Source organism: Cobetia crustatorum, assembly GCF_000591415.1.
Classification (GTDB): Bacteria; Pseudomonadota; Gammaproteobacteria; order Pseudomonadales; family Halomonadaceae; genus Cobetia; species Cobetia crustatorum.
Genome location: NZ_JEMF01000093.1, coordinates 1 through 14,225 on the forward strand (window position 1 = coordinate 1; position 14,225 = coordinate 14,225).

The 14,225-nt window shown below is 56.5% G+C and carries 9 protein-coding genes, 1 tRNA gene and 1 pseudogene; 3 read left to right on the forward strand and 8 right to left on the reverse strand.

Annotated elements, in window-relative coordinates; all coding sequences use genetic code 11:
* Positions 1-56: 56 nt before the first annotated feature.
* Positions 57-143, forward strand: a tRNA-Leu gene (locus BF12_RS0115605).
* Between the two features lie 314 nt (positions 144-457).
* On the opposite strand, the gene BF12_RS0115610 is transcribed toward BF12_RS0115605, so the two are convergent.
* Positions 458-1,324, reverse strand: a complete 867-nt coding sequence (locus BF12_RS0115610) for a DNA/RNA non-specific endonuclease (RefSeq protein WP_246116442.1) — start codon at positions 1,322-1,324, stop codon at positions 458-460.
* An 88-nt stretch (positions 1,325-1,412) separates the two neighbouring features.
* On the reverse strand, positions 1,413-1,688 hold the full coding sequence (locus BF12_RS0115615) for an Lrp/AsnC family transcriptional regulator (RefSeq protein WP_024953073.1): 276 nt from the start codon (positions 1,686-1,688) through the stop codon (positions 1,413-1,415).
* Positions 1,689-2,037: 349 nt separating this feature from the next.
* Here BF12_RS0115615 and BF12_RS0115625 point away from each other — a divergent pair, with 349 nt between their 5' ends.
* Entirely contained in the window at positions 2,038-2,355 is a 318-nt protein-coding gene (locus tag BF12_RS0115625; protein ID WP_024953074.1) for a high-potential iron-sulfur protein, read from the forward strand.
* Positions 2,356-2,446: 91 nt separating this feature from the next.
* Here the strand turns inward: BF12_RS0115625 and BF12_RS0115630 are convergent, their stop codons facing one another.
* The 6 genes and pseudogenes from BF12_RS0115630 to BF12_RS0115660 form a co-directional block, all read right to left on the reverse strand.
* A complete protein-coding gene (locus BF12_RS0115630) occupies positions 2,447-4,015 on the reverse strand; it encodes a SpoVR family protein (RefSeq protein WP_024953075.1) in 1,569 nt (522 codons plus the stop codon).
* Between the two features lie 47 nt (positions 4,016-4,062).
* Positions 4,063-5,346, reverse strand: a complete 1,284-nt coding sequence (locus BF12_RS0115635; RefSeq protein ID WP_024953076.1) for a YeaH/YhbH family protein — start codon at positions 5,344-5,346, stop codon at positions 4,063-4,065.
* A 97-nt stretch (positions 5,347-5,443) separates the two neighbouring features.
* A complete protein-coding gene (locus BF12_RS0115640) occupies positions 5,444-7,366 on the reverse strand; it encodes a PrkA family serine protein kinase (protein ID WP_024953077.1) in 1,923 nt (640 codons plus the stop codon).
* Between the two features lie 737 nt (positions 7,367-8,103).
* A pseudogene (locus tag BF12_RS20530) lies at positions 8,104-9,077 on the reverse strand (threonine aldolase family protein).
* 268 nt (positions 9,078-9,345) lie between these two features.
* Positions 9,346-10,482: a 1-aminocyclopropane-1-carboxylate deaminase/D-cysteine desulfhydrase gene (locus tag BF12_RS0115655; RefSeq protein ID WP_084488164.1), complete on the reverse strand. Its 1,137-nt coding sequence runs from the start codon at positions 10,480-10,482 to the stop codon at positions 9,346-9,348.
* 175 nt (positions 10,483-10,657) lie between these two features.
* Positions 10,658-12,685 (reverse strand): NADPH-dependent 2,4-dienoyl-CoA reductase, encoded by a 2,028-nt coding sequence (locus tag BF12_RS0115660; RefSeq protein WP_024953079.1) that lies wholly within the window; start codon positions 12,683-12,685, stop codon positions 10,658-10,660.
* A gap of 299 nt (positions 12,686-12,984) precedes the next feature.
* Between BF12_RS0115660 and BF12_RS0115665 the strand changes: the two genes are divergently transcribed.
* On the forward strand, positions 12,985-14,052 hold the full coding sequence (locus BF12_RS0115665) for an AraC family transcriptional regulator (RefSeq protein ID WP_024953080.1): 1,068 nt from the start codon (positions 12,985-12,987) through the stop codon (positions 14,050-14,052).
* Positions 14,053-14,225: the final 173 nt, after the last annotated feature.

A 14,225-nucleotide genomic window follows, 5' to 3' on the forward strand; every position in this document is an offset into this window, starting at 1 on the left:
TTCATGATCGTTCAGCTGACAGACTCACCTCATGAGCCTTCAGCATACAACTTGATGCCCAGATGGCGGAATTGGTAGACGCGCTAGCTTCAGGTGCTAGTATCCGTAAGGATGTGGAGGTTCAAGTCCTCTTCTGGGCACCATCAAGTTGTTATCTGATGTTACTTCTGCAGCGCCTGCTGCCTACATCACTCCCTCTGCTTTATCTTAGCAATGCTTTCCAATACTCAGTAATGCCCAAGCAATACCTCACGATGCCTCGCGTCGTCTTCCGCGTTTCTGTATTTTCTGCCAATCGATAGCACCTACCTACTGCACGTGCCTTACCCTCTTTCTTCGTTCGCCAGGCGTCAGACTCTGCAAGTGACTGTGAATAAAGTCCGTCGCACGTCTATGAGGCATGTCATTACGCCATGATCAGCGCTCATTTGGCATTCCCTCGCGATCAATGACGCTTTCAGTAACGTGAAGGCGTGCGATTGAAGCTCTCGACCTTCCAGCCCTCACGCCTGACTTGTGATTCCAGTCGCTGCTCGACAGTATCCGGCAGGTCATGGAAGAAATTGAGGCCGGTCAACGCTTCTACCCTATCAATGCTGACGAGAAAGCGATCCAGCGGCTCATCACCCCGCACCTGCTGCGGAAATAAAAATGCCAGTGCGCGCGGTGGGTGCTGCGCATCTCCCGGTGCAACAATGATCTTGTAGAAAGCATCAGGGATCTCGATAAGGCTGGAAAGTCGCTCAGTACTGCCGGTAAACACAGGCCCTGCCGTAATCCACAACGCTCCCTTTCGCGGCAGGATATTATCCATGACGGCTGCTTCTAGCCGTTGCCATAGCTTGCGATTCAGCGCTGGGGTCTGTGGAGAGATATTGGTCATGCGGAAGGTCTGCTCCTGCGCTTTCAGACCATATATCTTGCCAATCGCATAGTTGGGTGCCAGATGGCCACGATCATAACCGCTGCCACGATAGCTATCCGGTGACACCGGCCATAGTGAGCGCCAGTCGCGCTCAAAGCTTTCCGGACGTTTGCCTTGTCGTGAGGTATCAGCATGGTCCAGTCGCCAAGTTACCCACAGGGGATTGGCGCGCAGGTCAGACCAGCCCACCAGATAAGCATCGCTACGCAGAGCACGCACAAAGGTTTTCCAGTCGAGCTGACGCGCCTCAGGTACGCCCTGCCAAGTGTAGAACTGCTGATAGTCGCGCTCCTGCCACCACCACAGGCCACTACCGACCAGCGCAAATGCCAAGCTGACCCCTAGCCCACGCCACAGCTTGCGTCCGGCTGAACGTATTTCGTCCATCACTCCCAGCATCCAGCCACTTCCCTTTTGTTATCAACATGTTAGTTGTCAAAGATTGGGAAATTGGCTATCGAGACGTTTCTTCCAAAGCGCGCATCCGCTAGAGCCCAAGATCAAACATGGTATCGAGGTCGTGGCGCGAGTGGACCTGTAACGCATTGAGTGTTTCGGTATCACGAATTCCTTCAATGCACGACAGACGCCCCGTCACCAACTCCGCGAGTTGCTCAAAATCACGCACACGGGCGATGGCCACCATGTCGACTCGCCCACCGGTAGAATAGACTTCACTGATACCGTCCAGCTCAGCAATGCGCTCGGCCACATCACGAATACGGCCATGTTCGGCATGAATCAAAATAATGGCACTGTGCATGAGACGACTCCATAAGAATGAGTAGAACACCAATAGCGCACCTCACGGGCAACGCTGTTTACAGACGTTATCATGCCAGAGACAAGCTTCCGAGGCTGACGGCTGCGCCATCTCAGGCCACAATATACAAGGAGCTTATGCGACTGCACCGTGAGTGTGCAGACTGCTCTTCGGCATCATGCATGCTTGGCTGCATATCGACCACCTGACATCGATCGCAGCGCTTGGCATATGGCGTGCATGAGATGTCGAGACGCACAATGATAGTGTGCCAGCGCCTCCTGACGGCGTTTCGTGACGATACTCGCGCCCAAAGAAGCGTGAGCCATTGATGACAAGGAGCTTGACCATGGCTAATCAGAGTCGCCGTAATTTCATGCGCAACAGCCTGCTGGGCCTTGCCGCTCTGCCGTTGGGTGCCGCCATCCTGTCCCCGCGCGCACTTGCTGCCGACCTACCTCTGCTGGATACCTCCAACCCGCAGGCTAAAGCACTAAATTATGTAGAAGACGCCAACGAGGCCAAGGATCATGCCGCCTTCAAGGCTGGTTCCGATTGCGCCAACTGCATGTTCTACAAGCCAGAGAACAAGGGCTGCCAGCTATTCCCCAGCAACAGCGTAGCGCCAAAGGGCTGGTGTCAGTCCTGGACCAAGCGCCCGGCGTAACGCGCGCACCTTGGTTTGCGTGTGAATAAAAAAACCGCCACGAGCCCGTGCCCGTGGCGGTTTTTTATTCAGTCTCTGACTCACATAAGCGCTAACCAGAGGCACTATCCTCCTCCGGCAATGGCCACTGATATCGCCTGGCAATCTCATCCTGCTCCATTGATTCCATGTGCACGGGGAATCCCCACAGCTGATGCAGGTGCCGCATGACGGGATAGACGCTACGTGCCAAAGGTCGTCGATCATCCTGCACATGACGCAGTGTCAGCGAGCGATCGCCACGAATATTGGCTGCCCACACCTGAATATTTGGCTCACGATGGCTCAGTGCATACTGGACCGACAATGCTTCACGAATACGCTTGTAACCACGACTATCGTGGATGGCATCAATCACCAGATGGTCGTCATGATCATCATCCATCAGCGAGAATAGCTTGAGGTCGCGAATCACCTTCGGTGACAGAAACTGCTGGATGAAAGACTCATCCTTGAAGTTACGCATGGCGAAATGCACCGTCTCCAACCAATCGCTACCGGCGATATCTGGGAACCACTCGCGATCCTCGTCATCAGGATGCTCACAGATGCGCTTGATATCGGTAAACATCGCAAAGCCCAGCGCATAGGGATTGATGCCGTTATAGTGCGGATGATCGAAGCCCGGTTGCTGCACGACCGACGTGTGCGACTGCAAGAACTCCAGAATCACTCCCTCACCGATCAGTTCTTCATCATAGAGCTGATTCATGATGGTGTAGTGCCAGAAACACGCCCAGCCTTCGTTCATCACCTGAGTCTGGCGCTGAGGATAGAAGTACTGCGCTAGCTTGCGCACAATACGTACTAGCTCGCGCTGCCAGGGTTCCAGCAGCGGTGCGTTCTTCTCGATGAAATAGAGCAGATTCTCCTGCGGCTCGGAGGGGTAGCGTCCACGGCGGTGCAGGCCGAGCGGATCATTGACCTCATCCAGCTGCTCATCATCGTCTTCTGCCTGTGGAATCGTGCTCCACAATGCATTCACCTGCGCTTGCAGATAGGCCTCGCGCTCCTGCTGACGCTGAACCTCTTCCTCTGGCGAGATGGGCGAGGGGCGCTTATAGCGATCCACCCCATAGTTCTGCAATGCATGACAGGCATCCAGCAGCTGCTCGACCGCGTCTACACCATGGCGCTCTTCGCATTCCGCAACGTACTTCCGTGCGAACACGAGATAATCGATGATCGCCGAGGCATCGGTCCAGGCGCGAAAAAGATAATTGCCCTTGAAGAAGCTGTTGTGGCCATAGCAGGCATGCGCCATGACCAGAATCTGCATCATCAGGGTGTTCTCTTCCATCAGATAGGCGATGCAGGGGTCTGAGTTGATGACCAGCTCATAGGCCAGCCCCATCTGGCCACGACGGTAGGCCTGCTCTACCGAGAGGAATTGCTTGCCAAAGGACCAATGGTGATAGCCGACCGGCATGCCAATGCTGGCATAGGCATCCATCATCTGCTCAGAGGTGATGACTTCAATCTGATTCGGGTAAATATCCAGTCGGTATTGCGCCGCAATACGCGCAATCTCGTGCTCAAAATGCTCCAGTAGCTCGAAACTCCAATCAGAGCCGCTGGCAGGCGCATGATTCTCAAGTCGACTCTCACGTTTGTGGCTCATGGGGCCTCCCGACCCGGCATATTTGCCGAGCACGTCACATGATGCCGTCAGGCGCTGACGCGGCGCTTGAACAGCTCTCGGAATACCGGATAAATATCGCCTGCCTCAACAATCTGCTGCATGGCAAAACGATCGGGGAATTCCTCTTCAACACGTTCGTACTCACCCCATAGCGCCTGATGAGCATGCGGCGTGATCTCCACATAGGCGTAGTACTGCAACCGCGGCATCAGCTTCTTGATCATCAATTCGCGGCAGTTAGTGGAATCATCGTCCCAGTTGTCACCGTCTGACGCTTGGGCCACGTAGAGATTCCACTCACCGGCTGGATAGCGTGACTCGATCACTTCATCGAGCAGCGTAAGCGCACTGGATACGATGGTGCCGCCGGTCTCACGCGAGTAGAAGAATTCTTCCTCGTCGACCTCCTTGGCAGCGGTATGGTGACGAATGAAGACCAGCTCGACCTTCTCGTAGTTGCGTTCGAGAAACAGGTACAGCAACAGGAAGAAGCGCTTGCCGATGTCCTTATGGGCCTGAGTCATCGAGCCCGAGACATCCATCACGCAGAACATTACAGCCTTGTTGGACGGCATTGGCTGGTTGATGAGGTGGTTGTAGCGCAGATCATAGGTATCGAGAAATGGTACGGCCTTGAGACGTGCTTCCAGCCGTTCTATCTCGGCCTTCAACTCGGCAATGCGTACCTTGTTACGTAGCACTGGGTCCTTGCACTCTTCCTGCTCCAGCGCCTCAGTAGCCTCTTTCAGTGCCCGCTTGATAGGCGAGCGCATGGCGATGCGTCGCGCCTGTGCCGAGCGCATCGAACGCACGATATTGATACGTGCCGGAGGACCGTCACGTGCAATGCCAGCACGTACCGGCCGCACCTCATCCATGTCCGCGACCTGCTTGCGCTCCAGGTGTGGCAATTCAAGTCCGTCGAACACGAATTCCAGAAATTCCTCGCGCGATAGACTGAAGGCAAAATCATCTTCACCCTCGCCTTGATTCGAGGCTTGCCCCTCGCCACTCCCTCCACCACCGCTCCCTCCACCTGGGCGACGCATGCGATCCCCTTCAACGAATTCCTTGTTGCCGGGATTGATCACACGCCGCTTGCCACCCTGCCCATGCTGGAAAACCGGCTCGGAAATATCCCGTGTCGGAATGGACACCTCTTCACCGCGCTCCATATCAGTGATGGAGCGACGATTGACGGCATCCTCCACCGCCCGCTTGATATGACTGCGATAGCGTCGAATGAAGCGCTGTCGATTCACCGCACTCTTGTTGCGTGCGTTGCCGCGTCGGTCAATGAAATAACTCATTCGCCCTCCTTGCCGGTCCCACCGTCAGTGGCTGACCGGATGGCAAGTGCCGGCGGAATTCCTCCCCACCGGCAGGCCTGTCGTCAGTCGGCAGGGCTTACTGCGACTTGCGCACCCGCAGATACCACTCGGACAACAGGCGCACCTGCTTCTCGGTATACCCGCGGTCTACCATGCGCGCCACGAAGTCTTCGTGCTTGCTCTGATCCGAAGTCGAGGCCTTGGCATTGAAGGAGATAACCGGCAGCAACTCCTCAGTATTGGCAAACATCTTCTTCTCGATTACTGCACGCAGTTTCTCGTAGGACTGCCAGCTCGGGTTCATGCCGTTGTTCTGAGCACGGGCACGCAATACGAAGTTGACCACCTCGTGGCGGAAATCCTTGGGGTTGGAGATGCCCGCCGGCTTCTCGATCTTCTCTAGCTCCTCGTTGAGCGACTGACGATTGAGCAGCTCGCCGGTTTCAGGGTCACGGTACTCCTGGTCCTGAATCCAGAAATCGGCATAGGTCACGTAGCGATCGAAGATGTTCTGGCCGTACTCGGAATAGGACTCGAGATAGGCGGTCTGGATCTCCTTGCCAATGAAGTCGACGTAGCGCGGCGCCAGATACTCCTTGATGAAGCGCAGATAGCGCTCGTGCGTGTCTTTCGGCAGCTGCTCCTGATCAAGACGCTGCTCCAGCACATACAGCAGATGCACGGGATTGGCAGCTACTTCACTGGCATCGAAGTTGAAGACCTTGGAGAGAATCTTGAAGGCAAAGCGAGTAGAGAGCCCATCCATGCCCTCATCGACACCAGCACTATCACGGTATTCCTGGATCGACTTGGCGCGCGGATCAGTATCCTTGAGATTCTCACCATCATAGATGCGCATCTTGGAGTAGACGCTGGAGTTCTCTGGCTCGTGCAAGCGCGACAGCACGATGAACTGAGACAGCATGCGCAGGGTATCCGGTGCGCATGGAGCATGGTTGAGCGAAGAGTGCTCCAGCAGCTTGGCGTAGATTTTCACCTCTTCAGAGGCTCGCAGGCAGTACGGCACCTTGACGATATAGACGCGATCAAGGAAGGCCTCGTTATTGCGGTTATTACGGAAGGCCTGCCACTCACTTTCGTTGGAGTGCGCCAATACCACGCCGTCGAAGGGAATCGCTCCCATCCCCTCAGTAGGGTTGTAATTACCTTCCTGCGTCGCTGTCAGCAGTGGATGCAGCACCTTGATCGGTGCCTTGAACATCTCGACGAATTCCATCAGCCCCTGATTGGACTTGCACAGCCCACCGGAGAAGCTATACGCATCAGGATCATCCTGCGCATAAAGCTCGAGCTGACGGATGTCGACCTTACCGACCAGCGCTGAAATATCCTGGTTGTTGTCGTCACCCGGCTCCGTCTTGGAGATGGCGATCTGATTGAGTCGTGACGGATACAGCTTGACGACTCGGAACTGGCTGATATCGCCACCGTACTCCTTGAGACGCTTGGCCGCCCACGGTGACATGGCACTTCTCATGCAACGCTGTGGAATACCGTATTCCTTCTCGAGTAGCTCGCCATCCTCCTCCGGAGAGAAGAGTCCCAGCGGAGACTCGAACACCGGAGAGCCCTTCACAGCATAAAAGGGAATCTGCTCCATCAATAGCTTGAGGCGCTCGGCCAACGATGATTTACCACCGCCTACCGGCCCAAGCAGATAAAGAATCTGTTTACGCTCCTCAAGACCCTGCGCAGCATGTCGGAAGTAGGACACGATCTGCTCGATGGCATCTTCCATGCCATAGAACTCGGCGAAGCTGGGATAACGGCGAATCAGCTTGTTGGAAAAAATACGTGAAAGACTGGGGTCCTTGGCGGTGTCGATGACCTCCGGCTCACCGATGGCCGTCAACATGCGCTCGGCGGCGCTGGCATAGGCAGAGCGATCCTGCCGACATAACTCCAGATACTCCTGGAGACTCATCTCTTCTTGCTGAATCCGCTCATAGCGGCTCTGCACGTGATCGAAGATGCTCATGGAAGCCTCCTTGTCGCGACTCCTGGTCGCTGGAACCATCGCCGGGCCCACACATGTACGACTACTTCACCCTGTCACTTGATTGCTTCACCGCTGGCTTCCAAGTGACTGCCTCGGCATGTTTATCAGCATAGATCGATATAGGTAGCGAGTGTCCAATACACTTGATAAGTGCATTCAACGAACTTTCTGCCACCCACGTCATCTCGTACTCACCGCATCTCATTACAGGGCAGACATGACGTATGCTGCAGCACTCTTTCATGCACTCCAGCACTCCTGCATAGCCGTTGAAGCCACTTACCCCTCATCACTCATATCGGGCAACACTGCTATCGTCATGTCGCACTGCAGCACCTTTCAAGAATAGGAACAGACTGGCGACTACCGCCAGCACGTCACGCGGCAACATCACACGTACCGCGGGCATCCACGGCGTTAATGAAGCCCGACCACCATCAATCCGCCACCTCTTCCTTCTCTTGATTGAATACGCGGTCCAGCTGATGCTGGATGCTTGGGACGAAGCAGTTACTGACATCATGATTCTTTCTGATGCAAGCCATGCAACGCGACAACATGAAAAATCATCACGCAAAAAAAATCGCCCACCGAGAACGGTGGGCGATTCATTAGCCTCACAAGCAGGCTTTCATGGAAGGATCAGTAGGTCACAGCAGCTCGGTGCTTCATAAGCCCAGTCATTCGAAAGCCAAAAGGCTCTGAGGCTCAGACGCCTAAAGCACCTCGCGAATGTCTTCCAGCAGACCGTCCAGTAGATCAGTCGTCGTATTCCAGGAGCATACAAAGCGAGCACCGCCAGCGCCGATGAAGGTATAGAAGGTCCAGCCGCGTGCACGCAGTGCCGTCAGCACGTGCTCAGGGAAATTTGCGAACACGCTATTGGCCTGACTGGGGAACAACAGCTCGATACCCTCAAACGCTTCAAGACGTTCAGCAAGATAGTGGGCCATGCCATTGGCGTGGCGTGCATTCTTCAACCAGACATCATTCTCGAGCAGCCCCATCCATGGCGCAGCAATGAAGCGCATCTTGGACGCCAGCTGACCGGCCTGCTTGCAGCGATAATCGAAGTCACGTGCCAACTTGCGATCGAAGAAGATGACAGCCTCTCCCATCGCCAGACCGTTCTTGGTCCCCGAGAAGCACAGCACATCGACGCCAGCCTTCCAAGTCAGCTCGGCTGGTGAGACCCCCAATGCAGCACAGGCATTGGCGAAGCGCGCACCATCCATGTGGATCTGTAGATCATGACGGTCCGCCACCTCACGAATCGCCTGTAGCTCTTCAATGGTGTAGACGGTGCCGACCTCGGTGCACTGGGTCAGAGAAATCACACGCGGGCGCGGATAGTGGATATCGGTGCGCTTGGTGATCAGCTGCTCGATACCGTCCGGCGTCAGCTTGCCATTCGGGCCTGGTGCGTTGAGCAGCTTGGAACCATTGGAGAAGAACTCCGGCCCGCCGCACTCATCGGTCTCGATATGTGCCAGCTCATGACAGATAACACTGTGATAGGACTGACAGAGATGCGCCAGTGACAACGAGTTGGCTGCAGTGCCATTGAAGACGAAGAACACTTCGCACTCGGTCTCGAACAACTTCCGGAAGCTATCGGTGACCAGCTGAGTCCAGCGGTCGTTGCCGTAGGCAGATCATCATCGCGATTGGCCTGCATCATGTATGCCATCGCCTCAGGACAGATACCGGACGTATTATCACTGGCCAGAAAACGTGAGGTGCCGGTGTCCTCGGCAGCAGTGGTCGCAGATCGTGTCGGAGCTATGGCGTCAGTCGTCATGGGAATGTCCAGAGCAGGAGAAGGGGTTACCTTATCCGATAAAACAAACGCGACCCCTCGGGTAGCAGGCGCCGCAGCAGAGACCCCATCATAACAGCGCTATACGGCACCGCCAGTCACGCTCACGACCATGGCGACGGTTTTATTGGCAGCGGTTTCAAGCCAGATTCAGAGCCGGATAACCGCGCCGCCCCTGCAAACCACCAGTATGCAACACTCGGACTCGCGTACCAGGGGCGATCAGTCCATTGGCAAGATGATGCGCCAGTGCCGCAAATAGCTTGGCGGTATACACCGGCTCGATCTCGAGGCCCGTCTCAGCCTCAAAGCGCTGGATGAAGTCGATCAACCAGGCTGGCGCCTTGGCAAACCCTCCCGCCTGCGCCCCAAGCCACAACCCCCATTCGGGAGTCTGTTGCTCGCTACCGCCGCTCTCCGCCAGCAAGCGTCGCACACGGTGATAAAGCTGATCACCATGATTCATGGTCGGCACCCCCACGACACGTAAACCATCACGCTCACCTAACGTGCTCAGTACACCTGCAAGCGTGGTGCCACTGCCACACGCCAACAGTACAAGCTGCGGGGCGGGAGAACCTGCCAGCGGCGCCACCAGCGCTTCTGCCAGCGGTGCCAGACCGGCAACACCATCAATACTGCCGCCGCCTTCCGGCACCCATAGTCCATCACCATGGCGTGCTGCGAAGTCCTCCTGATCGCGCTGCTTATACTCGGCACGAGAAATAAAACTCAGTTGCATGCCATTGGCGCGAGCATCGGCAAGCGTGGGTGTCAGCGGTGCCTCCGGGTGTCCGCGCACCAATCCGTGAGTGGCAATACCCAGTCGCGTGCCTGCGGCTGCCAGCGCATGTAGATGATTCGACCAGCCACCACCACAGCTGATGATACCGCACCCCTCACTCAACGCCCGTGCCAAAGGCAGCCTCAACTTCCATGCCTTGTTACCTGATATCTCATTATCGAGTGTATCGGCGCGCAGGCACTCGACGATGACACCGGCATCATGAGCCATCGACCAATCAAGACGCTCAACCGGAGGCGGAGTAAACAGATCCAGCAGGTTTTCCAGCGCGGGAGGCGAATGCTGACACAGGGGAGACGAGGACAGTGAGGGGGAATGAGGTGGAAAGGAAGGCAAGGAAGCGCATGAAGGAGGAGACTGCTCCTCCGACCCTCCCATTCTACTCGCCTCTTGTTGAGACGCAGGAACATCAGCATCCAGCGGCTGAGTCTCGTCGGAGGTCTGGCGAGAGGCGGCAGCGTGCGGTGACATGAGCGTGTCCCATGGTGGCGGAGTGCGAGAGATGGGCGTGCAACACTAACGATTGAGGCCGCAGATAATGCCAACTCCCCAAGGGAAGTGACACGACCTACAGCCTCAATCAGTCTAGGCAGAGCATCGACTCAGCTCAACGCTAAATATCCCCATCTTGCGTCATATGAACGTCTCATAGTGCAGCAGCAGCCATGGTGCCTTGAGCGATGGCACGCTTCGCATCCAGCTCGGCAGCCTTGTCGGCACCTCCAATGATATGCAGCTCGACTCCCGACGCCTCAAGCGAGGTCTTTAGGTCCAGCACCGAATCCTGTCCAGCACACAACACGATACTGTCGAGCGCAAGATGCTGAGTCTCGCCATTGATCGCAACACGCATACCCTCGGCGTCGATAGCCTGATAGTCACAGCCAGCCACCATCTTCACGCCACGTTGCTTGAGTGTGGCGCGATGCACCCAGCCGGTCGTCTTGCCGAGATTCTTGCCAGGCTTTGAGGTCTTGCGCTGCAGCAACCACACCTCACGCGGGCTCTGTACGGGAGCCGCTGGCTTGAGACCACCTGGCGCGCTGACCGAGAGATCAACCCCCCACTCTTCACACCACAGCGCACCGTCCAGTGCGGGCGAGGGATCAACATGCGTCATCAGCTCCGCGACATCAAAGCCGATACCGCCCGCTCCGATTAGCGCGACACGCTTGCCAACGCGCTCCGGTGCCATGATCGCCTCTGCGTAGCTAAGCACCTGCCCTCGCGCGATCCCCGCCTCAATCCCCTCGATCTGAGGTATCCGCGCCTGCACACCAGAGGCAAGAATCACTGCATCGAACTCTTCCAGCATTTCAGGCGTAGCGCGGGTATTGAGACGCACCTCAACCCCCGTGCGCACCAGCTTTTCGTTGAAGTAGCGCAATGTCTCATCGAACTCTTCCTTGCCAGGAATTCTGCGCGCGAAGTTGAACTGTCCACCCACCTCGGCTTGCGCCTCGAACAACACTACCTCATGGCCACGCTCAGCAGCGGTTACCGCAGCGGATAGCCCTGCCGGACCACCACCGATTACTGCGACACGTCGCTCGGTACGCGCCGGCTCGATCACTATCTCGGTCTCGTGGCAGGCTCGCGGATTGACTAGACACGAGGTCAACTTCATCTGGAAGGTATGGTCAAGACACGCCTGATTACAGGCAATGCAGGTATTGATGATATCGGCATCGTTGACTTTCGCCTTGCTGATCCAAGCCGGGTCAGCAAGGAAAGGGCGCGCCATCGACACCATGTCAGCATGACCTTCGGCCAGCACGGATTCCGCTACATCAGGCATGTTGATACGGTTGGTCGTGATGAGCGGCAACGACAATTCAGCCTTCATGCGGTGTGTCAGCTCAGTGAATACCGCCCGCGGCACACTCGTGACGATGGTCGGCACCCGCGCTTCGTGCCAGCCGATGCCGGTATTGATCATGCTGGCACCCGCAACTTCAATCGCCTTGCCTAGCGCGACCACTTCCTCCCAGGTGCTGCCCTCATCGACGAGGTCCAACATCGACAAGCGGTAGATGATGATGAAATCGTCGCCCAGTGCCTGGCGGATGCCCGTGACGATTTCCACGGCCAGCCGGATACGATTCTCGAAGCTTCCACCGTATTCATCGTCACGCTGATTGGTCCGGCGGCAGATGAACTGGTTGATGAAATAGCCTTCGGAGCCCATCACCTCAACACCGTCATAACCAGCATCACTCGCGAGACTGGCGCAGCGAATGTAATCGGCGACCTGCCCCTTCACTTCCTCAGTGCTCAGTGCACGCGGCGTGAAGGGGTTGATCGGCGCCTGAATGGCGGAAGGGGCGACCTGATCCGGCGAGTAGGCATAGCGCCCAGCATGCAGAATCTGCAGGCAGATGCGGCCGTCTTCGGCATGCACGGCATCCGTCACTTCACGATGCTGGACAGCTTCTTCAGTAGTCGTCAGTTTGGCGGCGCCCTTCATCACCGCACCTTCCGGATTCGGCGCAATACCGCCCGTCACGATAAGCGCTACCCCATGACGAGCACGCTCGCGGTAGAAGGCCGCCAGTCGCGTAAAGCCATTGGGCGCTTCTTCAAGCCCGGTATGCATCGAGCCCATCAGCACACGGTTCTTGAGTGTCACATGGCCCAGTGTCAGCGGGCGAAACAGCATCGGATAGGCAGACATGGCAGTCTCTCCTTTCAGTCGCCGCCCCCTGTCAATCACCGCTCCCCTGTTACACAGAGGCACGGCAACGCCATCAGGCGATCATTATTGTGGTGTAGCGTTGAACATCAGCGTCGTAGTGGTCAGGACTGACGCAAATAAACAGACGTATGAAACAGAGATGAACAGTGTAGTGCATGCACCACGGCACTCAATGCTTCCGAAGGACATATTGATAGTCTTATAGGACGCAGGTGATAATGAAAAGTATCGGCAACCACAGAATCTAGCTCGATCGCGTGCAATCCGGGAGATCCAACATGCAGCTGGGAGAAGTCTCGATCAGTCTGGTGCATCTTGTCGCGCGTAGCCTGAGCCAGCAAAAGATAGACCCCGCTCCTGTCATTCACCCTTACACCGACTGGCCGCTGATCGCCGATGGCGAGGCGCGCATCGGCATCGCTCGCTACATGCGACTCGGCCATGCCGCCATTCTCGCCAGTGGTGATGAGTTACTGGGGCTGGAAATGGCACGCTTGATACTCCCCGGCGATTTCCTGCTGCCAGGGCTGGCCTGTGCCTGCGCGCCTACGCTGGGAGAAGGACTGCAGCTGCTCTGTGAAGCCGAAACGCTCTACAGTGACAACAGTCGTGGCCACGGACACTTTGAACGTTACCACGAGGGTGGCTGGCTGACGTTTTACTCGCTGGCGCCTTATAATGCATTCAACCGCTTTGTCGTCGACAGCGTACTGGGCAGCTGGTGGCAGCTAGCTCGTCAACTCAGCGGTGATGAGCTCAAGGATGCCCGATTCGAGATCGACTACCAGATACCTGCTGTCGACAATGATGAAAAAGTCGCGAGCAACGAAAACGCCTGGCGAGAGCGCTATGCGCAACGTCTAGGGCTGCCGCTGACGCATTTACGCTTCACGGCGAGCCACAATCGCCTGTGGCTGCCTGCAAGGGTGCTAGATGCCCCTACCTGCCAGACAGCCCCCGTAGCCTTTGCCCAGCTACGCCAGCAGATTCTACAGCTGCTGGAAGCCCGCCAAGGCCATCTCGATAGTGTGTCACGTACACGGCGCGCCATTGCCATGCGTCTATCTGGACGCACTCCCGGGCGTGACGAGGTGGCCGCTGCACTCAACCTTCATCCGCGCACGCTGGCACGTCGGCTGGCTACCGAGGACTGGCACTACGAGGGACTACTGGATGACACGCGCCGAGGATTGGCTGAACGCTATCTGCGCGACACTGGATTGAGCCTCAAGGAAATCAGCTGGGTGCTGGGGTTTTCAGGCCCTGAGAGCTTTCAGCACGCTTTTCGTCGTTGGCACGCACAGCCACCGGGCACATGGCGCAAGCACAACCGGCGCGAAATGTGAGCGCAAATCCACTGCTACGAACACGGAGCACAGAAAAGAAAGAGGGAGAGGGAGAAAAAACCGTCCAGACTAGATGCATGGATCAGACATATATCGGTCAGAAACGCAAAAACCCGAGCACGAAGGCTCGGGTTTTACGAATTCTTGAAATCGAGTGGCGGACTGGACGGGAC